Here is a 24,981-nt window from a genome sequence, read left to right on the forward strand (position 1 = left end):
TAGGGTGCCCGGGCGTATTTTTCTATCAGAAGCGATCAATAAAAAAAATGTAAAAAAGTATGGGAGTTTATGTGGTAGCGGATACTCTATACAGTAAAGCACCCACAATTATATTTATGACCAGGAAAGAATACGTTGCGCTTTACAAGAAACATTTGTCGGGCAGGGCCACGCCGCAGGAGGAAGAACTGCTGAACCAATACGCCGACGATTTTGATATAAACCTGTTCGATAATGAGGAGGAGATACCCGATCAGGATGAGATAAAACAGCGCATCTTCCAAAATATAGAAAGCCGGATGGCCGATGTGGCACCGCAAAGCACCGCACGCAGATATTGGTGGCTGCCTGTTGCCGCATCTATATTGTTGGTAAGCAGTATCGGCTTTTTCTATATAAACGGGCAAAAGGATAAATTAAATAATAAGGTTAAACAAGTTGCAAAGGTATCAGCACCCATACTCCCCGGAACTAACAAAGCCGTACTGATATTAGGCAATGGCGATAGGGTAGACCTGAATGCCGCTGCCAACGGGCGCATTGCGCAAGCCGGTGCGCTAACCGTTAATAAACTAAAGAATGGGCAGCTGGAATATGGCAAGGCCGTTTTGCCCGATGGCGGCAGCAATGCTATTACCTACAACACTATTATTACACCGCGCGGCGGCCAATACCAGGTAACCCTGCCCGATGGTACTTCGGTTTGGCTGAACTCAGCCTCATCATTAAAATACCCAACAGCTTTTACCGGCAGCGAAAGGCATGTTGAGCTTACCGGCGAGGCATACTTTGAGGTGGCAAAAAATAAGCAAATGCCATTTACGGTAGATGCAGGCAAAGTTGGTGTGAAAGTATTGGGAACCCATTTCAACATTGCCGCTTACGAAGACGACCCCGCCACAAAAACAACCCTGTTGGAAGGCTCTGTAAAGCTTACCGGCAACCAAACTACACTTACTCTTACGCCCGGGCAGCAGGGTGTAGCTACTAAAGATGGGCATGGTCTCACAACAAAAACCGTGAATGTAGAAGATGCCGTGGCCTGGAAAAATGGCTATTTCTCTTTCAGGAAAGAGAACCTGCAGGCATCTATGAGAAAAATTGCCCGCTGGTATGATGTTGACGTGGTGTACCAGGGCAAAATGAATGATAAACTTTTGGGCGGCTCGGTATTACGCACCCAAAGCATTAACGAAATACTTGGTTACCTGGAAACCATCGGAATAGCAAAGTTTAAAGTTGAAGGAAGGAGGATAATGGTAAAACCTGACTAAACCAATTATTAAGAACTAAGACTGATAAAATAAGATCAGGAAGCGTTGCGACCGCTCCCCGATCGGCCAGCGCATAGCGCTGTATCAGGCTACAGATCAATTCTCTTTACAAAACCGATTAATATAAACCTAACACTCAAATGTATAAAGAATTTATTAAAGTTCTCGGCCGGCCTATGCCCGGCGGAGTCCCCCAATTATTACTGAAGATGAAATTAACATTTGTTTTTTGTCTGCTTGCTTTCATGCAGGTATCGGCTTCGAGCCTTGCGCAAAAAATAACCCTTAATGTTAAAAACCTGGCGTTCGAAAACTTACTTGACGAACTTACCCGGCAGAGTGGTTATCATTTCCTGTACGAGGAGCAAGTTATTGAGCAGGCCAAAGCGATAAGCCTAAACGTTAAGAACGTGCCTTTTGGTAAAGTACTTACCGATGCCTTTGCCGGCCAGCCATTTACCTATGTGGTAAACAACAAAAATATACTGCTTGTTGCCGCTAAAAAAGTAGAGGTGGCTACACCGGTTGTAAGCGCCATTACCGTAACCGGTGTGATAACCGACGAAAAGAACCTGCCTATGCCGGGTGTTTCGGTATCGGTAAAGGGCACCACGCTGGGCACCGTAAGCGGCAGCAATGGCAGCTATACCCTTGCGCGTGTAGAACCTAATGCTACCTTGGTTTTCAGCTTTTTGGGTTACACCAGCAAAGAAGTTGCTGTTGATGGCAAAACGCAAATAAATGTAAACCTGCAACCGGCAGATAATAAACTGAACGAAGTTGTGGTAGTGGGTTATGGTACGCAAAAGAAGGCTACATTAACCGGTTCGGTTGCGTCTGTTAAGTCCGAAGAGTTAACCGCGGCACCCGTTGCCAGTACCATAAACACATTGGCGGGGCGCTTACCCGGTTTAATTGCGCAGCAAAGCAGCGGGCAGCCCGGTGCCGATCAGGCAGCTATCAGCATCCGTGGTTTTGGCGGTGCGATATGGATAGTTGACGGCGTGGAATCTGACTTCAATAATATCGACCCGAACCAGATAGAAAGCATCAGTATACTGAAAGATGGTGCGGCCTCTATTTATGGTGCACGTGCAGGTAACGGTGTTGTGCTGGTAACTACCAAACGCGGTAAAGAGGGTAAGCCCGATGTAACGCTCAATTCGTCGTACACCATGCAAACCAACACCACCATGACCGAGCCTGTAAACTCGGGCCAATACGCCGAAATTACCAACCTCTTCTACAAAAACCAGGGCAAGCCGGCGCAATATACCGACGAGCAGATACAGAAATTTTACGCAGGTAACGACCCAGCCTACCCAAATACTGATTGGAAGAAAATAGCCATGAAGCCATGGGCGGGCCAAACGCAGCAAAACCTATCGGTGCGTGGCGGTAGCGATAAGATAAAATACTTCGGCTTTATCGGCTACATGAACCAGGATGCTATCTGGAGAAACAACGGTGGTGGTTATAAAAGGTACAACCTGCAATCGAACCTTGATGCTAAGATAAACGACGACCTTTCCATCCAATTACTGTTATCGAGTGTAGACGAGGCTAAATCGCAAACGCAACGTGGCCAGGGTGCAGGCGTTGGGGTATGGGGCGACTTATGGAGTTCGTTGCCGATCTATCCAGCCACCTTGCCCGATCCTACAAAAAACTCTTACGCTAATGCTTTAGGTGTGGGCAGCGTACTGCTATCGAGCGATGAGGAGATATTTGGTTATAGCCGTAATAACAACCAAAACTACAAAGGTACTTTTATAGCCGATTATAAGATACGCGCCGTAGATGGTTTAAGCGCCAAAGCATTCATCAACTACGATAAATCGTACATATCGCAAAAAGACTTTACCAAGCCCTACAGTTTCTACACCTACGATTACGATACCGACAAGTACACCCTTGCAGGCTCATTAGGTACCCAGGCAAAATTGATATACTCGCTTACCCAAAGGCGTAACATAACCGGGCAGTTCTCGCTGAATTACGATAAGGTGCTGGGGCAAGATCATCACATAACCGCCCTTGCCCTTTACGAGCTTATTGATAATAACCAAACTTACGTAATGGCAGGCAGGGAGAACTTCCTTACCCCGGCTGTTGAAGAGTTGTTTGCCGGTGCTATTCAAACCAGCCAGGCCAATAGTTCGGCACTGCAGAACGGGCGCGCCAGTTATGTAGGCCGTTTAAATTATTCGTACAAAGATAAGTACATCCTCGAATCGAGCCTGCGTGCGGATGCTTCTGCAAGGTTCCCATCAGATAGCCGCTGGGGTTATTTCCCAAGCGTGGCTGCATCATGGAGGATAGGCCAGGAAAAATTTATGCAGAAGTATAGTTCTATCGATGAATTGAAACTACGCGCCAGCTTTGGTAGCTCGGGTTTGGATAATGTGGGTAATTTCCAATACCTAACAGGTTACCAGTTCAACGGCTTTTGGTTACTTGGCAGCGGCACCAACGTGGGTATATTATCAACAGGTTTGGCCAACCCTAAACTTACCTGGCAAAAAATAAACATCTACAACCTTGCTACCGATTTCTCTTTCTGGAACAGGAAATTATTCGGTACTGCGGAGGTATTCTATCGCACGCTTTCGGGCATACCGGCCACAAGAATATTATCGCTACCCAGCACATTTGGTGCAGCGCTTCCGCAGGAGAATCTTAACAGCCAAAACAACCGCGGTTTCGATCTAAGCCTGGGTACCAGCGGCCACATTGGCGAGCTGAAGTTCGAGGTTTCGGCAAACTTATCTTATTCGCGCGCAAAATGGGATCATTACGAAGAACCCGTTTATACCGATGGAGACCAGGTGCGCCTGTACCAGCAATCGGGGCAGTGGACCGACAGGATATTTGGTTACCGCGCCGATGGCATATTTACCAGCCAGCAGGAAATCAACGACCTTAAGTTTACCTATCCCGGCGGCAACGCTGCTTTAAGGCCCGGCGACGTGAAATACATCGACGTTAATGGCGACGGGGTATTAGATTTTCGCGATCAGCAACAGATCGGTACCAGCACCGTACCCAATTGGATGACAGGTGCCAACATAAACCTGAAGTATAAAAACTTCGATTTGCAGGCCTTATTCCAGGGTGCCTTTAACTACTACAGCAATACCAACCTGTTGCGCGGAAGCCTGAACTATTCGCAAGCGCTTTACAGGAATATGTGGACGGAAGAAAACAACCGTGCCGACGCTGTAATGCCGCGTATAGCAGGCGCTGCCACCAATGGCCTATTTTCTGACCTGTATTTTAAGAAAGCAAGCTACTTGAGGCTAAAAACCATGGCGATTGGCTATAACCTGCCTGCCTCGTTGCTCAGGCAAGCGAAGATCAGGAATGTGCGTGTTTATGTGGCCGGTACCAACCTGTTCACTATTAACCCGCTTAGCAAATACGATGTGGACCCCGAGGCTCCGTCGGGCCAGGCGGGCTACTACTATCCGCAGCAACGTACCGTTTCATTTGGTTTAAACGTAACCCTATAACTTATAAGGCCATGAAAAAAATATTATTATTCATTGTTTTGATCTGTGCCGGTGCAAGTTTTTCGTGCAACAAAGAAGTGCTTGATAAACGCCCGCTCAATATTATATCCGATGCCGATGTGTTTAAAGACCCGGCGCTGATAAACGCTTACCTCACGCAGATATATTTTGATATGCCCGTACTGGGGAACGATTGTAATGCCAATGGCGCCTTTGACGGCGACGCCAGCTGGCATGCTTTTGATATCAACGATGTGTCTGACGAGAGCTTCCCGCAATTCCGCGACTGGAACCCAAGTAACGCATTTACCTATAAATACGGTAACTTAAATATAGGCGGCGGTTTGCTGGATTGGTGGGGTTATAACACCGTGCGCAACATCAACCAGTTTCTGGAAAAATTGCCCTCATCGCCGCTTCCGGCAGATGAAGTGAAGGCAAAAATAGCCGAGGCTCGTTTCCTGAGGGCCTTCTGCTATTTCTCGATGGTTAAACGCTATGGCGGTATCCCGCTGATAACCAAAGTGCAGGATGCTAACGAACCCGAAGAAACACTATATCCTGTAAGGGCTACCGAGCAAGCCGTTTACGATTTTATAATTGCCGAAGCAGGTGAGAGTTCTGCCGACCTGCCCGAAGTAGTAAGTACTGACAATTTGGGCCGCCCATCAAAATACGCCGCTTTAGCACTAAAGAGCCGCGCAGCTTTATATGCAGCAAGTATAGCTCAATTTGGTAAGGTGGAGTTGGGCGGTGTTGTAGGGATACCTTCATCAGCTGCCCAGGGTTACTACCAGGCTTCGTTTGATGCATCGCAAGCTATTATAAAGAGCGGAAAGTACGCGCTTTACAATGCAGATGCCAATAAAGCAATGAACTTCCGCAACATTTTCCTGGTGAAAAATAACAGCGAGGTGATATTCGCTAAACGCCATGATAATGTTAACCGTGATGCCGGTGGTAACGGCTGGGGTGTTGACTTTTTCAATTGCCCGAGGCCACAGGCATGGTCGCGTGGTTTGTATGAGCAATCGTACCTCGATTTTGCCGAATCGTTCGAAATGGTTGATGGCACATCGGGTAAGCTTGATCGTGCTGCCCTGGCTACTAAATTAGTTACTACCGACGAACTTTGGGGCAACCGCGACCCGCGCTTTTTTGCTACTTTTTATACCCAAAATACCGCCTGGAAAGGTACCAAGCTCGACTTCCATGCCGGTATACGCCTGCCCGATGGAAGTATTAAAACAGATGGTGCATACAATGGCATCCCGGCTACCGGCGAGCAGGATTACCAGGGAACTGGCATAGGCGTATTAAAATACCTCGACGAGGCCCACGATAATATGGCCGGTGCCAATAGCGCCTGGGCTACGTCAGCGCAAGATTGGCTCATCTTCAGGTATGCCGAAATTTTGCTGAACAATGCCGAAGCCGCTTTCGAACTGGGTAATACTGCCGAAGCCATTACTTCTATAAACCAGGTAAGAACCCGCGCCGGGATAAAAACTTTAGGCGCGCTAACCCGCGAGCAGATCCATCACGAGCGCAAAGTTGAACTGGCATTTGAAGGCCAGCGCTACTGGGATGTACGCAGGTGGCGCACTGCGGTGGCCGACCTGTCTATCCGCTGGTCGGGCATACGCTATATTTTAGATGGTGCAAGCGGCAAGTTCCAAATACAGTTTATTGAGAACGTAGACGGCTCGTCGCGCATACCGCAGTTCAGGCAGGAGAATTATTATCTGCCTATTACCAACGGGCGTACTGCCAACAACCCTAAACTGGTAGAAAACCCGGGGTATAAATAGGCCCGTAACTACTACCTAACCCTTTGCAGTCTGCAAATACCGCAGGCGGCAAAGGGTTACTATGGCAAGCACAAATTGATAGAAAAATAAAAATACGCTGATGAAAAGGATAGCTTTTAAAATGGCTTTGCTGCCCGGCTGCGAAGCCGAATACGAGAAACGCCACAACGAAATATGGCCGCAATTGGTGGCAGAATTAAAAACGGCCGGCATCAGCGATTATTCCATCTTTTTGGATAGCGAAACCAACAGCCTTTTCGGTGTGCTTAAGCTAACTGATGAAAAAGCATTAGAAGCGCTGCCGACTAAAGAAATAATGCAGCAATGGTGGGCCTATATGGGCGACATTATGCAGACGAATGATGATGGCTCGCCGCGCAGTTTGCCCCTGAAGGAAGTTTTCTATTTACCCTAAACCCTGCATCTGAATATGAATTTACGCTTAATACAAAATACCATGATGAATACTAATCTCTACAGATCAACCACCCGTTTCGCCAAAGGCAGTACGCTCGCCTTGTGTTTCTGTATGCTGATATTGCTAACCCTTAATGCTTGCGCACAGCAGAAAAAGCAAACCAAGCAGAAATACGATGTTGCCGCCTTTTACTGGCCAGGCTACCACCCCGAGCCGCGCTTTAAAGATATCGGCGTTTTCCCCGATGGTAAAGGCGAGTGGGAGGCCATCTACAAAGCCAAACCCAAGTTTGCCGGGCACGAGCAACCTTTGGTACCACTTTGGGGTTACGAAAACGAAGCCGACCCAAAAGTGATGCAGAAGAAAATTGCTACCGCTACCAAGTACGGCGTTAACGTATTTATTTTTGATTGGTACTGGTACGATAATAAGCCCTTTTTAGAAGAAGCGCTGGATGATGGTTTCCTGAAGGCCCCGAACACTAACGATATGGGTTTCTACCTGATGTGGGCCAACCACGATCATAACTCGTACCTCGATCCGGCTAACCCCGACAAAAGCAAAATTTACTGGAAGGGCGGGGTCGACCGTAAAACCTTCGAAAACATGGTGAAGCACGTTATCAACGATTATTTTAAAAAGAAGAACTATTATAAAATAAACGGCGAGCCTGTTTTTTCTATCTACGAGCTTTCTACCTTCATCAATGGTTTCGGCAGTGCTAAAGAGGCTAAAGAAGCGTTGGATTATTTCAGGGCCGAGGTTGTTAAGGCGGGCTTCCCGGGCTTGCATCTGCAGGCTATACTATGGGGGAACATCCCGTCGACGCTGAACGATGTACCCGGCGATAAATCGCAAACACAAAATAGCACCGTGGAGTATTTTGGCTTTAAAAGCATGACCAATTACCAGTGGGTGCATTTTACAGCGCCGGCAGGGGAGTATAAAGATTGGGGTAAAAAGGCCATCTCGCAATGGAGCGTGTGGGATAAGGCATTTACCATACCTTATTTCCCGCATGTATCTATCGGCTGGGATAATAACCCTCGTTTCCCGACCACTACGCAAAGCTTTGTGAAGAATGTTAACCCAACAGATTTTGAAGCGTATCTTAAACAGTCTAAAGACTATTTGGATAGCCACCCTAATCAACCTACAATAATTACCGTAAACGCCTGGAACGAATGGGCCGAAGGCAGCATGCTGGAGCCGGAGAAGAAATATGGTTATGGTTACCTGGAAGCGGTAAAAAAAGTATTTCTCGATCCTAAATAAAAAACGTTTGTTGGCAAATATGCCTGTTAAAAAATATTGATAATTAGATAGCTATTCCTTTTTATGCGTTTCAAATTCGATCTTTCGTTATGCCTGCTGCTGGTGTTTTGTGCCCTAACAACACAAGCGCAGATAAAAACCATTCGGGCAAACTTTGCCGACCCCGGTAACCGGTATAAACCGGGCGTTTACTGGTATTTTATGGATGGCAATATATCCCGCGAGAGCGTAAAGAAAGACCTTGATGCCATGAAGAAGGCCGGTATTGGCAGTGTGTTGTTCCTGGAGGTTAACGTGGGTGTACCGCAGGGCAAGATCGAACTTTTAACGCCGCAGTGGCTATCTATAATGTCATATGCTTTTAGCGAAGCCAAAAAATTAGGTATCAGCGTTACATTAGGTATTGGTCCCGGCTGGCAGGGTAGCGGTGGCCCATGGGTTAAGCCCGAAGATTCGATGCAGATGCTGGTGGCCAGCGAAACCGTTGTTTCAAGCGATGGAAGCAAGCCTGTTGTGCTGCCCGTGCCCGATGCACCCAAACCCTATTTTGGTGAAGAGGGGCTTACCGAAGATATAAAACGCCAAAGAGCAAAATACTACCGAGATGTAGCTGTAATAGCTATGCCCCTGAATGCTGGTGTGCCTTTGCTTAAAGATTATAAAGAAAAAGCATTGTATTATCGTGGCCCGTTCTCTTCAACTGACACGGTTAAGCCAAATATTCCGCTGGAAATTATAAAAGACGGTGGCAAAGCTGCAGAGGCTGCCGATGTTGTGGTACTTACCGATAAAATGGATAAATCGGGTAAGTTAAACTGGCGGCCTGCAAGCGGTAAGTGGAAGGTTTTGCGTTTTGTGAGCCGTAACAATGGTGCGGTTTCGCGGCCTGCGCCAATGCCGGGTATGGGCCTCGAATCGAATAAGATGGAGAAGGCAGCTATTGCAGCCCACCTGAAGGCTTATGTAGAGAAAATTATAGGCAACTATAAAAATACCACGCCGAATGCCGACGCGGGGCTTACCGCACTGCATATAGACAGCTGGGAATCGAGTTCGCAAAATTGGACGCCGGCTTTTATTACAGAGTTTAAAAAACGACGGGGCTATGATGCGATGCCATATTTGCCGGTTTTTAACGGGCACATTATTGGCAATGCCGAAAAAAGCCAGCGTTTTTTGTGGGATGTAAGGCTCACCCTGCAAGATTTGATTTTTGAAAACCACATCGCATTTGTTAAAACCTATGCGCAGCAACGCGGCCTTGGGCTATCAATAGAACCTTATGACCTTAACCAAACCTCCGACCTTGATATGGGCAGTTTTGCAACCATCCCCATGGCCGAATTTTGGAGCAAAGGATACGGCTTCAACACAGGTTTTACCGCGGCCGAAGCTTCATCAATGGCACACATTAACGGGCGCAGCGTGGTGCAGGCAGAATCGTTTACGGCCTTAGATACCGAAGGTTGGAAACAACACCCCGGATCGATGAAAGACCAAGGCGACTGGGCCTTTGCAGCGGGTATAAACAAATTCTTCTTCCACACCTTTGCCAACCAGTTCCTGCCCGATTCGTTGAAGCCCGGCTCCACCATGGGGCCGTTCGGGGTGCATTGGGATAGCGGGCAAACCTGGTGGCCAATGGTGAAACCCTACCACCAATACCTCACACGCAGCCAGTATTTACTACAGCAGGGGCGGACTGTTGCCGATATACTTTACCTTACACCCGAAGGTGCCCCTAACGTATTTCTGCCGCCGCCATCTGCCTTAACACGCGATACCATTGGCGACCGCAAAGGTTTCAGTTTTGATGGCTGCACAGGCAACCAGTTGATGAAGGCATATGTGAAAGGGCATGAAATAATATTCCCGAGCGGCGCTTCATATAAAGTGCTGGTACTGCCTGCTATAAAAACCATGACGCCCGAATTGTTAGCTAAAGTGGCATCATTAATAAAAAGCGGAGCCATGGTAGTTGGGCAGGCGCCACAGGCATCGCCCGGTTTAACAAATTACCCGGCTTGCGATAAGCAGGTGGCAACGCTGGCGGGTACTATATGGGGCAGTACAAATGCTTCAACCAATATTGTTTACCGCAAATATGGCGAGGGTCAAATTATAACCGGCGGCGCGCTGAATGAATTGGATGGAGGGCTTTACCCGCACTACAACGCAACGGCTGATTTGCTGAAACATTTGGGTGCAGTTGAAGACTTTACTGCCAATGCCCCCGTACGCTATACTCACCGCACCGATGCTAATTGGGATATATACTTTTGTGCCAATACTTCGGATAAACCCATTTCTTTCGACGCAAAATTCAGGTCGGCAAAGGGTGCTCCTGAATGTTGGAATGCCGCCGACGGTAAGATAAGCCCCGTGGTATACTTTAGCCAAACAGCCGGTGTTACTACCATCCCCATGAACCTGGACGCGCACGAAAGCTGCTTTGTTGTGTTTGCCAAAGACGATACGCATAAAGCAAAGCCCGGCAAATTGCAGATAAGCACAGATACGCTTAAAGACTTGAGCCACGATTGGCAGGTGGCTTTTAACCCTAAATGGGGAGGCCCTGCCAATGCTGAATTTAAAGACCTTACCGATTGGTCCACAATGGCAGACGAAGGCATAAAGTATTACTCGGGCATTGCGGTTTACCGTAAAGAGTTTGATCTGGATGGCGTGGATAAAGCAGCCGATGGTACCGTTTATTTGGACCTTGGGCAGGTGAAAAATATTGCCCGTGTAAAACTCAATGGCAAAGACCTGGGCGTAGTGTGGACGGCCCCCTGGAGGGTAGATATTTCATCGGCACTGAAGCCCACCGGCAATAAACTGGAAATTGAAGTGGCTAACCTTTGGCCCAACCGCATGATAGGCGATGCCAAGCAGCCGTATGACGGACCTAAAAATGGGCAATGGCCCGATTGGTTGTTGAACGGCAAGCCGCGCCCAACAAAGCGTTATTCTTTCGCGAGCGCCACCCCTTACCGCGAAAATTCTAAATTGTTAAGTTCGGGGTTGTTGGGGCCTGTTGCAATTGTGCGTACAAAAGCTTTAATTGCCAATAAATAACGATGTGTGATCTAATTTAGGGCTATCCGGCTATGACCAATTATTTTAAATACCCATCTGTTGATACCGAGTACGAAAAGTGGGGGCTTAGTGTGCTGAACGCGGGGTATGCCCGTATAAGGGCGGCAGAGGAATATCCTGTAAAGAACCATCCATCGCACCATTATTTTAAGTGGGACGATTGGCGCACACTGCAGGAATACCAGGTGGTTTACATTTTGAACGGGCAGGGGCTGTTCGAGTCCGCCTCGGTACCACTTACCGAAGTTAAAGCAGGCACGGCCATCGTATTATTCCCGGGAGAACGCCATAGGTACAAACCCGATAGCGCTACCGGTTGGGATGAGTATTGGGTCGGGTTCCGTGGCACCATGATAGATAATTTATTACAGGGCGGCTTCCTGAGCCGGGAAACGCCTTGTTTTTCGGTAGGTTTTAAACCCGAGATACTGGATCTTTTCAATACCATCATAGATAACATACGGCACGAACGGGCGGGCTACCAGCCCCTGGTTTCGGGCGCGGTAATGCATTTAATAGGGCAGTGCCATTCGGCGGTTAAACAAGAACCTGCCCCACGTAGGGCAAGCGAGATAGTACAGCGGGCCCGGTTCATTTTCAGGGCAAATATTGATAAACCCTACACGCCCGAGCAAGTTGCTCAGGACCTTAATTTAAGCTACTCTTCGTTCCGTAAAATGTTCAAGAGCCAAACAGGCCTTTCGCCGGGGCAATACTTTTTGCAGCTGAAAATAAACCGTGCATCAAAACTGCTTAACGATGGTACCTTGTTGGTTAAAGAGATATCTGCCAGCCTCAACTTCGAATCGGCCTATTATTTTTCGCGGGTGTTTAAAGAGAAAACCGGGATGACCCCCACCGAGTACAGGGATATGTATAATACATCGGCAAGTTGCGAATAAGAGCAGCCGTATTAATTATAAAAAAGCCCGATGTTAATTAGTTTAACATCGGGCTTTTTTGCATTTCAGGCGGTCATTTTTTCAGGGAGCAATAGTTTGAATACTCTCATTCGTTATCCCTTTTTCTGCCCTTTAACATCATCGTTTTCAATTTTCTTGCTTTCGGTTTGTTTAAATAGTTTGCCAAACTCCCAGCCAACGGTAAGTTTAATAGCCTGGTTATACTCCCGGTTTAAACTGCTCGAATAAAAACTGCTGCTTCTTACTACCGCTGTTTGCTTAACGGCTTTGGTAAAAGGGTTTACAGTTGCCAGAGTTAGGGTAATTTTTTGCGAGGTAATTTCTTTTTTGGCAGCAAAGCTATAATAGTAATTGCGTGTTTGGTAACCCTGCAGCGTTATGGTGCGGGTGTTATAGCTACCAAAAGCTTGTAACGATAAGGCATGCGGCAGTTTATAAGTTGTGTTAATGTTAAACTCGGCACCCCAGCCATTGCTGATGATTTGCAATGCGGTGCTTTTAAAATCTAACCGTGTAACGTTGGTATTGGTATTAAGCCCCCATTTTGAGGTAAGGGGTATAGTAGCCGACAAGTTTAGCCCGAATTGCCTGTTTGCTGCCAGGTTTTGCTTGCTGGTTACCGATATACCATCGGCACCCACTACGGTAATATCTTCTATAGAGTTATTGGTTTGCTTCCAAAAAACAGCCGGGTTAAAGCTAAGCCCCGAGTTAAAAGCAATGCTGTATGATAGCTCGCCCTGGTGCGCAATTTCGGGTTGTAACGTTGGGTTTCCCGTGGTAATGTTTTTAGGGTCGCTGGCGTTAACGTTGGGGTTTAAATCCCAAATGTAGGGGCGGGTAAGGCGTTTGGTATAGCTAAGGTTTAGCGTTTGCGCATCGCTTATTTTTTTTGATATGGTTGCCGTTGGTACAATGTTGGCAAAGTTGCGCGAGAAAGGCTCACTCCCCGATTGAAACTCTCCCTTCAGAAAAGTACCCTCTACCCGCGCGCCTGTTTCGGCGTACCAGTTGCCGGGCAGGTTAAATTTAAGGATCAGGTAGCCGGCTACTACATCCTGCTTGTAATTGAACAGGTTTGTACGGCCGGCAATGGGTTGCAATACATTAGGGTCGGCATCGGTACTTCCAAACACTTCGTAATTATTGCTCACCTTGCGGCTTATTATTTTTGCGCCGCTTTCTAAAGTATATTTATTGCTGTTGCCTATCGGCTGAAAATAATCTGCCTGAAACGTAAGCTCGCGGTTTTTGGTGAGGCTATTATTTAGCTCTTTATACAGCAGGGCATCAGCCAAAGATGTTTGTCCCGACTGATAGTTGGAGTTATCGCGCGAGGGCGATATTTGCGCCAGCAGGTTAAGCTCTTGCCCCGGCTTTTTAAATTTATGGATGTAGCCAATATTAAAATCGGCACCAAGGTATTTGCCGCGGCTGAATACCGCTTGGTTATATTGCTCGAGTATGGTACCATCAGGCTGCGTAACTCGGCTGTTTAGCCTGCTGTTATCGGGCCAGTTGCCAAACCACGATGTTACCCCAAAGCTTAACTGGTTAAGGCTATCGGCGGCATAGTCTACCGTAACGCTTGCCGAGCCGTGAGGGGCCACATTATCCCGAACGATGTACTGGTTTAATACCGAATTGATAGTGCCGTTATCTATATTGTTGCGTTGATAATCGCTCTCTGATTTCATGCGCAGCCTATGCAGGTGGGCATTGGCATTAATATTCCATTTTTTATTGGCCACAGCCAGGCGCGGGTTTAAAACCTGTTCCCAGTTACTTGCTGCTGCCTCGAGTGCGCCACTTAGTTTTTTACCTCCTTTTTTGGTTATGATATTTATAACACCCGCAGCGCCCTCGGCATCGTACTTGGCCGATGGCGTTGTAATTACCTCTACCGATTGAATAACATCTGCCGGCATCATGTTCAATGCATCTGCCGGGCTGCGTGCCATTTGCCCCGAGTATTTACCATCAACCAAAATTTTGATGTTGCTGCTGCCGCGCATAGTTACATTGCCGCGGGCATCAACACTCAGTACAGGCGCTTTGCGTAAAACATCAGCCGCGGTGCCGCCTTTGTTTGATGCATCGTTGCCGGCGTTATAAATAAGCATACCTGGTTTTTGCACAAGCAATTTGCGCGCGGCCATTATTTTTACCTCATCCAAGTTTTTCAAATTAGGTGCAAGGTGAATTTCTTTTACCTGTAAGGTTTGCTGGTTGGCGTTAAGCTGCACGGTTACTTCGGTTTTTGCGTAGCCAATAAATGAATATACCAGACGGACGGGGCCGTTGTATTTTAGGGTTAACGTGTAAACGCCATCGGTATTGGTATAAGTTGATGCGAGCGGGTTGCCTGTCTCGGCAAGTGCGGTAACGGTAATAAAATCGAGCGGTTTGTGGCTTAACGAATCCGATACACGCCCGGTTATCATACCGGCCGGGTTTCCCTGCTGGGCAAATAATGTAAAAGGAAGCAGCAGCAATGCCACCATGCTCCATATTTTTAAGCTTAGTTTGTGCATATGTTTTCTAAGGCGCGCCAATATAGCGTGCTTCAAAAATGTTAGGTAAGTAAAGTGATTTTTAACCAGCCTGTAATTCTGCTTGAACAGGAGGCTTGCTTTTCTTCCGGCCGGAAACTTTCTTTTTGCCTTTTTTGCGTTTGCCCCACCAAATGTAAAAGCCGGTTATGGGCAGGCTGGCACAGATCAAACTACCTAAGAAGAAGGCGATGCGGGAGGGCATGCCAATAATGGCTCCCACATGTATGCCGTAATTGGCCCGGTTTACCCAATCTGCAAATTTTTCATCGCGCAGCCTTAATTCAGAGGCCGGTAATTGTTTTAATGTATGCTGGTCAAAATAAACATAGCGCCAGGTGCCATCGTACATATCTATACAGATGGATAAAGGATCAGACGCTTTTTTGGGAAAGTCGACAATGATCTGGTCTTTATTATGTTCGCCTATCTGTGTCATCCCTAAGTGCCATACGCGGTCCACATTACTTATAGCGGCCAGCTGCATGGTTTTGGTGGTGTCTGAATAGATCTTCTCACGTTTACGCACTTTAGTTTCGCCGCCGCTGTTTATCCAGTAAACACTGTTGTGGAACCAGGCAAAACTCATCATTAAACCGGTGAAAGCTAAAAGGCCGGCTACGATGAGCGAATAGAAGCCCAGTACGTTATGCAGGTCGTAATTAACGCGCTTAAATTTAGCACTCCATTTTATCTTAAAGCTTTTGTCGGTATTGGCCTTGTTCCAGCGTTTGGGCCACCATAATACTATACCGGTGATCAGCAGTACGGCAAAAATAAATGTACCCCAGCCGGTAATATGATGCCCTATCTTTTCGGGGAACCAAATGTAGTAGTGCCCGTTTTTTACGAACTCAAAAAAACCGTCATGATCCTCGGCTATCCTCAATACTTCAGCGGTATAGGGATCAACAAAAATAGTACTATCACTTTTCACTACCGATACATGGGCCGTTCTGCCCTCGCCATGATACCACACCGAGCGTAGTTCTTTACCCGGCAAGGCTTTGGCAGCGGCCCGGTAGATCACACTGGGGGGCAGCATAGCCTTTCCCTCCGGCTTGGCAGCGTTATACCAGGGAGTCGTGAGGTCGCGTAACTCGGGTTCAAAAACCAGGATACAGCCGGTGAGGCTTAAGATAACCACAATAATGCCGGCAACAAGGCCCAGCCATAAATGCAGCCAGGCTAATATCTTTTTGATCATGCTTCATCTATTACAACAGTGCTGCCCCTGATCGGGACAGTACTGTTGTGAAATAAGTTTTATTTAAGTTTTTCGATGCGTAAGATGTAATCGATACCACCTATAAACTCAAGCCCTTTGGTTAGTTTGTCGGTAGCCGGGTCATATTCCCAGATGTAATCTTTATCGGCTGCATTAACGGCTATATACGCTTTACCGTCCTCTACTATCACCGCGTTAACCATACGCTCGCCTTTGTCAGTCGGCAGGTCAAGTTTTTTAATAAAGGTGCCTGTTTTTACATCGATCAACGAGAAAGAGTGGTCGGCATCAATATTGTTGCCTGCCACACGGGTGCGTACTATGGCCTTGCCATTGCCTATATACCACATAGCCGCGCCCATACCGTTAGATACGGTGCTGGAGAAGTTGAAGAAATAGGTAGGGTCGAGGTCGTTAGAGCCATTTTTAATACGATAAACTGCCGATGGTTTTGTGGTGTTGTACACATTGATCGGGTCGCTGATGAAATAGATATCGCCTGTTTCATCCACAAATGATGATGCAGCGTAAACCTGTGAACCGCCCATACCGGCCGAACGTGTCTCTTCGATAGACTTATCCACGGTCATGGCGGGGTAGGTAACTACAGCAACGTACGATTTGTCGTAGATCGGCATTACCGGATAATTCGTCCAATCATCAGAGCCAAAGCCATAGCCAATGAAGATCTTGCCTCCTCTGTATTCGGCAAAGCCAAAGTCGATACGCACAAAGCCCGCAGGGTTAGCGTTTATGCCCAATTTACCGGTGGTAACGGTCATGTCTTTCACTTTAACAATGGCGTACCTTGCTTCGCCATTACCATCGCCGAAGATCACCAATGTTTCGCTGTCTACCCAGGTGTAGGTGCTCCAGCTCAGGTACGTAAACGGAATTTCTTTATCGGTAACCAGTACGCCTTTATCCACATGGTACTTACCAAAGCGGCCCGCGCCTGAGTTAAGGTGGTAGTAAAAGCCATCTTTTTGCAATACGTCCTGCGCATATACTTTACCGGTTAGCTCGGCACCATTACCGGCAATGCTTAGGGTACCGCTGGTAAGCGAGGGTACATCGGCAATGTAGTAAGCTGTGTTGGGCCAGCTGCCAACGGCAACCAAGGCCGAATACTGGCCTTTTTCGGTAGTATCCGGGTTAGTGGTGTTGTCAGATTTCTTACAGGCGTTCATCGCAGTTACGACCAAAGCCAGCAGGAATATTTTTACTGTTGATTTTAATGATCTGTTCATTGTTTTAATTTGATGGGTGTTTATTTAATAAAGTATCTGAATTTGATAGAGAAGGACCTGCCCGGTTTTTGCAGCTTAAAGTTGTCATAAGCCAGCATATCGCCAAGGTTGCGGCACTCCGCCGTTATGTTATATTTCCCGTTTTCCAGCGAGTAGGTGAGGGCGGCGTTGTGAATGAACTGGGTGGGGATATTTGATTTGCCGTTGGTGTTACCGTAATTTTCCCAGGTTAAATAAAACCAGTGTACGTATTGAGTAAACCAGTTAAACTGCAGGCGTGTATTTTTGCCCAGCAGATCGTTTTTCCCGATAGACAGATCTGCATTACCGAATAACCAGGGTTGGTTAGGTATCTGATTTAAATAAGTAGCCTCGGGCACATTGGATTCTGTGCTGCCAAATTTGGTGGTATTGATAGCATTTTGGTAGGTAACATTGGCGCTTAAAGCGAGCAAGTCCTGATAGTTATACCTGGCATCTACTTCGAAACCGGTTACACGCACGCTCGATTTATTTTCATTTTTCAGCGCCCCCGAACGAACATCGGGTACCAGGTAAATAAAGTTTTTGGCATTACGGTAAAAGCCCGCTGCTTCAATAAAGAAATGGTGGCTGCCGTTGTTTAGGCTTGCAAAAGCGCCCGCGTTAACATTGTCGCTGCTCTCGGGCACCAGGTCGGGGTTGGGTTGTACGTTCAAACCATCGCCAAACATTTCTTCGGCTTCCTGTAAGCGGTAAGCGCGTTCGGCCGAAAGTTTCACACCTATCTTTTCGTTGATCTTAAAGCGGGAAGCAACGCCGTAGCCGATATTGTTGAAAGACGTATCCAACTGCGTAAGCACGTTGCCCACGTATTTATTACGGCCCAAGCCCAGGTTGTAATTTTTAACAAACCAGGTATTGGTCAGCCTTTTATCCAAAAACTCCTGCTGGTAAGCCAGTCCCAGTATCTGCTTATTCAAGCGGCCCGGCATATAGTCGCGGTCCGTAAGTAATTCATTGTAAGTTTCGTTCTTTAAATTATCCAGCGTGTAGTTGATGCTGATAGAATGCTGCTCGTTGATGATGTAGCCGGTATTTGCCCTGATAAATTTGCGCGGCCTGATGATGTGTGAAAGCTGCTTAATGCCTCCCATTTCTGCCGAACCTTTCTCTGTCCAGCTGCCATCCCAGTAATATTGACGCAGAAGTGTATCAGCGGTAATGTAAGTGTCTTTAGAAACCGATCCAAAAAGACTCAGGCTTAATCCTTTGGTAAACAAATTATCTTTTTTATACCTGATTGATCCGCTTAGGGCATCGCTTTTACGGGTAACCGCACCATAAACCGTTTTCTGGTCGAAGCCGGTTTGCAGGTCCTGGTTGGCTTTGGTGTAAGCGCCGCTGATAAAGATGGCATCAGCCCATGATTTGTTGATCAGGCCAACTTCTGCCTGCCCCATGCCCGAACGATAGTTATCGTGAAAGCGCTCAATGTCGGTAGTTACAAAACTGGCACCACTCAAATCGGTGATCTGTTTACCATTGCGTGTACCGCCTTCCAGAATTTCTACCCCTTTCATTAAATAATTGTTGTTTGAGTAGTTATAAAAACCGTTCGCTTTAAATATCAGCCCGGTCTTTTTATCGCCATATTGCGCGGTTAAAGCTGTACGGTTAGTATTAAACGAACCATAACTATGGCTGAAATCGAGATAGTTGCTTGTTTTTTGATTGGTGATGATATTTACGGCGCCGCCCATGGCATCAGCACCTAATTGTACGGGCACCACGCCTTTATACACTTCTAAACGTTCGGCCAGGTTAACAGGGATGTTGTTTAACGACATTGCCGTCCCCATCAATTCCAACGGTACACCATCAATAAAGTATTTTACTGCTTTACCCGATAAACCGTTGATGGAGAAGTTGAAGTTAGAACCCAAACCACCCTGCTCCCGTATGCGAACCCCGGCGCTGCGGCTCAAAACCTGGTTAAGGTCGGCGGTAGTATTGGCAAATTTTTTGGTTTCGATGGCATTAACCGCAAAGCCCGTCTCCCTGACTTCCTGCGATTTGGTTTTACCCACCACAGTTACCTGTTGTATATCGTTGCTGGCTGCTTTTAGCTCCAGGTTCAGGGTTTCACTGCGCCCTGCCTGTACCGTTATGTTTTTTTGTTGGCTTATGTAGCCGATAGAAGAAACTACTAATACATATTCACCCGGTTTTACGTTGGTCAGTTCAAAAACGCCTTTTTCGTTGGTTAAAGCCCCACGGTTAGTGTTCTTGAGCGTTACAGATACCCCTGCCACGGGACCGTTATTGTCTTTGATGACTCCGGAGATGCCGGTTGTATTTTGAGCTACAGCAAAAAGCGAAAAGAGGCAAAAAGTAGCTAAGAGTAGAAGTTTATTAAGCGACATTTAGACTAATTAAAAATAATGTTTTTTAATAGTCGAGTAGCTTAGCCCGGCATTTACCGAAGGTGCGGTTCGAAAAAAGTTTTAGTTTTTTTTGGTAATTGGGTTAATTGCTTTTGAATCAGTATAAAAACTTTTAAAAGTTTTTATCGATACGATAAATGTAGTCGGTATCGCCGCTTAGTTGCAAGCCTTTTACCAGTGATTTTGTGGATGGCGTATAGCACCAGATGTAGTTTCCGTCTGTTTTCGAGTTAACGGCGATATAAACCTTATCACCTTCGGCTATAACACATTCGCGGCGGGTTCCGCGGTCAAGCGGCAGGTTGAGTTTTTCTTTGGTTTGTTTAAGCAGGTCAACCACATAAAATTCAAAATGGGCCACGTCCCAATGGTCATTCAAGTCCTTATACAGGTCTTTACGCTCGCACCTAATGATTGCTTTGTTATTGCCGATGTACCAAAGGCCATAAGCATGATTGCTTATCGCAGCCGAAATATTAAAGAAATAGTTTCGGTCGAGGGTATCTGCACCTTTATTGATTCTGAAGATGCCGGTGGGCAAGTCGGTGCGGTTACCCAGCGCAATGCCGGGGCATGTCATGTAGTAGAAGTTTCCGGCCTCATCGTTAAAACTATAATTCTGTATGGTATTATCTCCGCCGGGATAAGTGGAGCGGGTGTCTTTATCGGTATGTAAGGTTTTAAGCGCCGGATAGCTCAGGCTTGTGATGTAAGCCGTATCGCTGGTGGTATAGTTGGACGCATCAAGTTGTTTGTGATAGGTGTAGCCCAAAAATAGTTTACCATCCAGCATGGTGGTTAGGCCAATAGAGGTAGAAGTAAAGCCATGGCCGGGTTTAGGTATGGGCAGCAAGCCACTTTGCACCAGCTTCAGGTCGCCAACCGATATTTTGTAGTACCAGCTGTTAGTGAAAGTTTTTTGGTCGAGGCCTGTTAACAGTAAAGTATCGCGGGCGATCCAGTAATAATTCTCGACGATGAAATTCCTGATCTCGAGAGTCCCCACTTCTTTCAACTCGCCGGCCGTCTTCACATACTTTGAAAGGATATGGTTCCTGCCGTTGAGGTGATAATAAAAGCCATCTCTGATCACTACATCACGGTCAATAATATCGGTGTTCAGTTTAACGCCATCGGTTTCCGGTTTATAGTTCCCGGCAGCAAAGCCATCTGTTTGAATAATGTATTCGCGATGCTCGTTGCCCAGTATATAAATGCTGTATTTTTTTTTCTCAACCTGGTCATTATCCGTGCCAGGCGTGCAACCGCATAATATGCCCGATACGAGCACGGTTAAACACAGGGAAAACAATAGGTTACAAGACTTCGGGCCGGTGTATTTCAAGTTGATGGTTTAGATGCTAAACTGTGTGGATAGCTGGCGCTGCATTACCGGCGGCAGGTTGTAAACGTCTTTTTCGTTAATAATAATTGGTTTGTCTGACGGGCAATTAGTGCTCAATACAATATACTTTTGCCCGGTTTTCAGCTTAACTTTTTGCTTTAACCCGGCAAATGACAACTCCATATCGCTTTTAGGGCTAAACAGCAAACTGCCGCAAAAGTGCAGTAGGCCGGTTTTAGCATCCAGTTTAATATTACTGTTGGGAGCAAGTTCAACGTTGTAGCCCGCAACGTTTATGTTTTTTACTTCGGTAGGCGAAAAGTTGCTCGCGCTAACACCCTGTAAAGATGGTTGTGAAACCGATCGGTACAAAAAGGCACCGGCCAATAGTAAAAGCACAGCCGCTGCGGCCATTTTCCCGAAAGTATAAAAGTTGAATGTTTTAACAGGTGCAGGCTTATCTGCGAACGTCGATATCTCTGCCCACATTTCAGCAGCTGTGTTTTCGGGCATATCCGTCACCGGGACCTCATCGCCAAATGTTTCTTCTTGCAGCCAGGCTTCTACCGCTGCCCTTTCGGTGGCAGTACAGTTTCCCTGGTGGTATCGCTCTAAAAGTTCTTTATTGATCTCCATTTATCAAAGCATACGAACGCGTACATGCCGGTTTAAAAATACTAAAATATAAAAACAAGTAGCATCTAAATGAGATAACCGTAAGCGTGGGTAAAATTTTAATAAGAGTGGTAGGGTTGTAAGCCTGTTTTCAGGGTTTTTAAGGCGCGGGTGATGTGATACTCAACCGCCCGCTCGGAAATGAGTAGTTCTGAGGCTATTTCTTTGTTACTGAGCCCTTTTTCGCGGCTCATTTTAAAAACGCGTTTGCATTGTTCGGGCAGTTTATCCACCAGTGCCGTCACGGTTTCGGAAAGGTTGTTAAAGAGCACGCGTTCTTCGGTACAATTGGAGGCATGCTGGTAGTTTTGAAATTTGATCTCCAGGTGGCGTTCGCGGGTAGTTTTGTTGCGAATGAATTCAAAAGCCTTATACTTAGCAGAACGCACCAAAAATTGCTCGATGGTGTTGATCTGCAACTCGGCCCGGCGTTCCCACAGCGACCTGAAAATATCCTGCACCATTTCCCTGGAGGTTTCGTGTTCGCGGGTATTGTTATAACAAACAGCGTAAACCTTGTCCCAATAGCGATTATAGATCTGCTCGAAACTCTCGCGGGTTATAAAAGTGGTTGCGGTGATGTTATGATCTGAGTGAGCCAAAATGGGGGCATTTTGCGGCAAAGGTACTTATTTAGATTGATTATAAATAATGTATTTTGAAATGCCTTGCCCTTACCGCACACTCCCTCCAGTTTTCCGCATGTTTACGCAGTCGATAAGTACCTGTGTGCAAAAAACAAAAAGCTGTGTTATATTTGTATTGTATGGCCAAGCTATTTATTGTAGGCATCCCGAGGGATATGGATGAGATTGAACTGTTAGAACTGTTCAGTGTATACGGAGCGGTGAACACCGTTACAATTGTTACCGACCAATCTACCGGCGAAAGTAAGGGTTATGGCTTTGTTACTACTACAGACGACGCAGGGGCAGAACGCGCAATAGCAGCCCTCGACCAGGCCGAGATAGACGGGCGTACTATTAGCGTAAGGTTTGCGGATAACAGGGCAGAGGCTACCGGCATGCCCAATCCGGATAGAGGAACCTTGGCTGATACCAATGCGGCGCAACCAAAGCCGCGAAGCAAAAGGCCGCGCCTTAGTAAACGCTAAGCTTAAACTGCTATATTTTCGACTCGCTTTTTTATTTTTCGGCAAGTTTAAATGCCCCGGTTTTAATATTGAGCGACCATGGTTGCGGTTTGGGTAGCCATAACTTGCCATCGCCAATTTCCAATGGCATCCACAGGTAGCGCGAATCCCATTGGGATTTGGGTTTCCATTGGTCGGCCATAAATATTACCGTGGTGGCTTTAGTGCCAATTACCTTAAGCATCATGGTCGATTGCGATTGGTATGTATTGGTCTCGGGCGGGGCAATATCTTTAAAGTCTGTCCATGGCCCTTCAAGCGATGTTGCGGTTGCATACTTGTTGGGGTTAGGGTCCCAGCCTGTTAGTGCAGAACCTATGGCATAATACAGCCCTTTATAATGCACAATCGCGCCTCCCTCTAACGATTCCTTTACCAGGCTCATTTCTTTTTCAACGCTCATTAGGTCGTCGGCAAGTTTAACGATGTGGAAGCCTAACTCGCGGTCTTCAAAAATGAGGTAAGCCGAACCGTCATCGTCAACAAACTGGCCAATATCGCGGCTTTGGTGCCCCAATGGCCTAAAACTTTTTACAAATTTAAAATTACCGGTAGCGCTGTCGCTTACGGCAATGCCCACGCGGGCGTATTTATATTGCCTGTCATCCAAATGGAAGTACATTACATACTTTTTCGTTTTGGCCTGGTAATAAACTTTTGGCCTTTCCAATATCCAGCCAGCGCCCAGGTTCTCGGGGTCGGCCATTTGAACTACATCTTTCTGAAACTCCCAGTTCATTAAATCTTTAGAGGAGTAGCAGCTTACGTAACGCAAATTCGGGTCGAGCCCCTGGCGGCGCTCTTCTCCATACCAATAGTAGGTTTTGTTTATTTTTATAATGCCACCGCCGTGCGCCTGTATGTGGTTGCCATTCTGATCGGGCCAGGGTTGGCCAGGCTCTACGGCATTACGTTGTGCTAATGATGCAGTTACCGATAAGATGGTGCAAGCAATTGTGAGTATATATTTCATAAAGTGTGATGCTATAATGTAAAGACAAATTTTGCCCTAATGGGCTTACAAATGTGATTAATAAATTTGGCGCGCTTAAATAAGGTATCACCTTCTGCTTATAACGTAAACTTGTTCAGGTAATGCCCTTGGGAACCATCCCTGAGAATGGGAGCGTTCTTTACTCAGCTACGGTAGATTCGTGATTTTGCATGTTGCTTGGTATATCGCCAAAGACGTTAGAAAACCATGTAGCCAAAGCCCTGAAACAACTGCGGAATGCCTCGCACTTAATTATCACTTTTCTTTTACTTAGCGGCGAGAGGCGGAAGGCTCTGCCGGCAATTAATACGCTACCAAGGCCTCTGTAAAGGTATGCCGGCCTCATCTTACAACCATCATTCTACAAATTTACAATGCCATGTTTTACTGCATAAAGAGCCAGGGCAACTCTGCTTTTTACTCCGCATTTTTGGAATAGGGCCTCACGGTATCCATCTATTGTTTTGGGGCTTAAAAACATCTTATCAGCAATTTGGCTGTAAGTCATTTCTGTGCAAACAAATTGTAAAAAGTCCCTTTCTTTCTGTGAAAGAAACTCTTTGGGGTCAGCTATCTTTTTTGATGTGTCAGCGTCGGTTTCCGAGAATGAACGCGAAATAATATCAGACGCAAAATCGGAATAATAATAGCCATTGTGAAGAATCGCTTCAAGTGCCATATGCATATCTTCTACCTCTATATCTTTTGATAAGTACCCTTTAACTTTTAGCCTTATCATTCTTAAAACAGCCTCTTCAGTTTCAAACATCGAAATCACCAGCACATTCACTGTTGGATAGCTTCTTAGCAACCATTCAACAGTTTCATAACCATCCATACCCGGCATATCTATATCCATTAAAACGATATCGGGCAACTCTTCTTTTTTTAATTTGTCCTTAAGGTCTGTACCGCTTTCTGCCTCAAACAACACATTATACTTCTTTTCTGCATCTCCAAGATTGATCAACTTTATCAACCCTTTGCGAAACAAATTGTGGTCATCTACAATGCCCAGATTTATAGTACGCTTATCTTTAAACATA

At 46.4% G+C, this 24,981-nt stretch carries 17 protein-coding genes; 8 read left to right on the top strand and 9 right to left on the bottom strand.

The features are described 5' to 3' along the window. The first annotated feature begins 116 nt into the window (after positions 1-116). The 7 genes from BC343_RS19585 (at position 117) to BC343_RS19615 (ending at position 12,291) form a co-directional block, all read left to right on the top strand. Entirely contained in the window at positions 117-1,274 is a 1,158-nt protein-coding gene (locus BC343_RS19585; RefSeq protein WP_162276899.1) for a FecR family protein, read from the top strand. Positions 1,275-1,483: 209 nt separating this feature from the next. Further along, positions 1,484-4,786, top strand: coding sequence for a TonB-dependent receptor (locus BC343_RS19590; RefSeq protein ID WP_162276900.1), 3,303 nt, complete (start codon positions 1,484-1,486; stop codon positions 4,784-4,786). Between the two features lie 11 nt (positions 4,787-4,797). After that, on the top strand, positions 4,798-6,597 hold the full coding sequence (locus tag BC343_RS19595; protein WP_078349489.1) for a RagB/SusD family nutrient uptake outer membrane protein: 1,800 nt from the start codon (positions 4,798-4,800) through the stop codon (positions 6,595-6,597). A 100-nt stretch (positions 6,598-6,697) separates the two neighbouring features. Beyond that, on the top strand, positions 6,698-7,012 hold the full coding sequence (gene rhaM / locus BC343_RS19600; RefSeq protein WP_078349490.1) for an L-rhamnose mutarotase: 315 nt from the start codon (positions 6,698-6,700) through the stop codon (positions 7,010-7,012). Positions 7,013-7,027: 15 nt separating this feature from the next. Next, entirely contained in the window at positions 7,028-8,290 is a 1,263-nt protein-coding gene (locus BC343_RS19605) for a glycosyltransferase WbsX family protein (RefSeq protein WP_202909824.1), read from the top strand. A gap of 63 nt (positions 8,291-8,353) precedes the next feature. After that, on the top strand, positions 8,354-11,368 hold the full coding sequence (locus BC343_RS19610) for a glycosyl hydrolase (protein WP_078349491.1): 3,015 nt from the start codon (positions 8,354-8,356) through the stop codon (positions 11,366-11,368). Between the two features lie 32 nt (positions 11,369-11,400). After that, the gene (locus BC343_RS19615) at positions 11,401-12,291 is read left to right on the top strand and encodes an AraC family transcriptional regulator (RefSeq protein ID WP_078349492.1); all 891 of its coding nucleotides are present in this window, start codon (positions 11,401-11,403) and stop codon (positions 12,289-12,291) included. 113 nt (positions 12,292-12,404) lie between these two features. Here BC343_RS19615 and BC343_RS19620 read toward each other — a convergent pair whose 3' ends face one another. The 7 genes from BC343_RS19620 to BC343_RS19650 form a co-directional block, all read right to left on the bottom strand. After that, positions 12,405-14,846: an outer membrane beta-barrel protein gene (locus BC343_RS19620; protein WP_078349493.1), complete on the bottom strand. Its 2,442-nt coding sequence runs from the start codon at positions 14,844-14,846 to the stop codon at positions 12,405-12,407. A 61-nt stretch (positions 14,847-14,907) separates the two neighbouring features. Continuing rightward, a complete protein-coding gene (locus BC343_RS19625; RefSeq protein WP_078349494.1) occupies positions 14,908-16,071 on the bottom strand; it encodes a PepSY-associated TM helix domain-containing protein in 1,164 nt (387 codons plus the stop codon). A 59-nt stretch (positions 16,072-16,130) separates the two neighbouring features. Continuing rightward, the gene (locus BC343_RS19630; RefSeq protein WP_078349495.1) at positions 16,131-17,342 is read right to left on the bottom strand and encodes a DUF4374 domain-containing protein; all 1,212 of its coding nucleotides are present in this window, start codon (positions 17,340-17,342) and stop codon (positions 16,131-16,133) included. A 20-nt stretch (positions 17,343-17,362) separates the two neighbouring features. Continuing rightward, positions 17,363-19,747, bottom strand: a complete 2,385-nt coding sequence (locus BC343_RS19635; protein ID WP_078349496.1) for a TonB-dependent receptor — start codon at positions 19,745-19,747, stop codon at positions 17,363-17,365. A 133-nt stretch (positions 19,748-19,880) separates the two neighbouring features. Beyond that, complete coding sequence (locus tag BC343_RS19640; protein ID WP_143822273.1) at positions 19,881-21,113, bottom strand: DUF4374 domain-containing protein; 1,233 nt, start codon at positions 21,111-21,113, stop codon at positions 19,881-19,883. A gap of 9 nt (positions 21,114-21,122) precedes the next feature. After that, the gene (locus BC343_RS19645) at positions 21,123-21,749 is read right to left on the bottom strand and encodes a hypothetical protein (RefSeq protein ID WP_078349498.1); all 627 of its coding nucleotides are present in this window, start codon (positions 21,747-21,749) and stop codon (positions 21,123-21,125) included. A gap of 98 nt (positions 21,750-21,847) precedes the next feature. Next, positions 21,848-22,390 (bottom strand): RNA polymerase sigma-70 factor, encoded by a 543-nt coding sequence (locus BC343_RS19650; RefSeq protein WP_078349637.1) that lies wholly within the window; start codon positions 22,388-22,390, stop codon positions 21,848-21,850. Positions 22,391-22,554: 164 nt separating this feature from the next. Here BC343_RS19650 and BC343_RS19655 point away from each other — a divergent pair, with 164 nt between their 5' ends. Beyond that, on the top strand, positions 22,555-22,902 hold the full coding sequence (locus tag BC343_RS19655; RefSeq protein WP_078349499.1) for an RNA recognition motif domain-containing protein: 348 nt from the start codon (positions 22,555-22,557) through the stop codon (positions 22,900-22,902). Between the two features lie 31 nt (positions 22,903-22,933). Here the strand turns inward: BC343_RS19655 and BC343_RS19660 are convergent, their stop codons facing one another. Together BC343_RS19660 and BC343_RS19670 are read right to left on the bottom strand one after the other, a co-directional pair. Continuing rightward, a complete protein-coding gene (locus BC343_RS19660; protein WP_078349500.1) occupies positions 22,934-23,914 on the bottom strand; it encodes a family 43 glycosylhydrolase in 981 nt (326 codons plus the stop codon). A 382-nt stretch (positions 23,915-24,296) separates the two neighbouring features. After that, positions 24,297-24,980 carry a response regulator transcription factor gene (locus BC343_RS19670; RefSeq protein WP_078349502.1) on the bottom strand — a complete coding sequence of 228 codons (684 nt, stop codon included), beginning with the start codon at positions 24,978-24,980 and terminating at the stop codon, positions 24,297-24,299. Position 24,981: the final 1 nt, after the last annotated feature.

The organism is Mucilaginibacter pedocola, assembly GCF_002013915.1.
Taxonomy (GTDB): domain Bacteria; phylum Bacteroidota; class Bacteroidia; order Sphingobacteriales; family Sphingobacteriaceae; genus Mucilaginibacter; species Mucilaginibacter pedocola.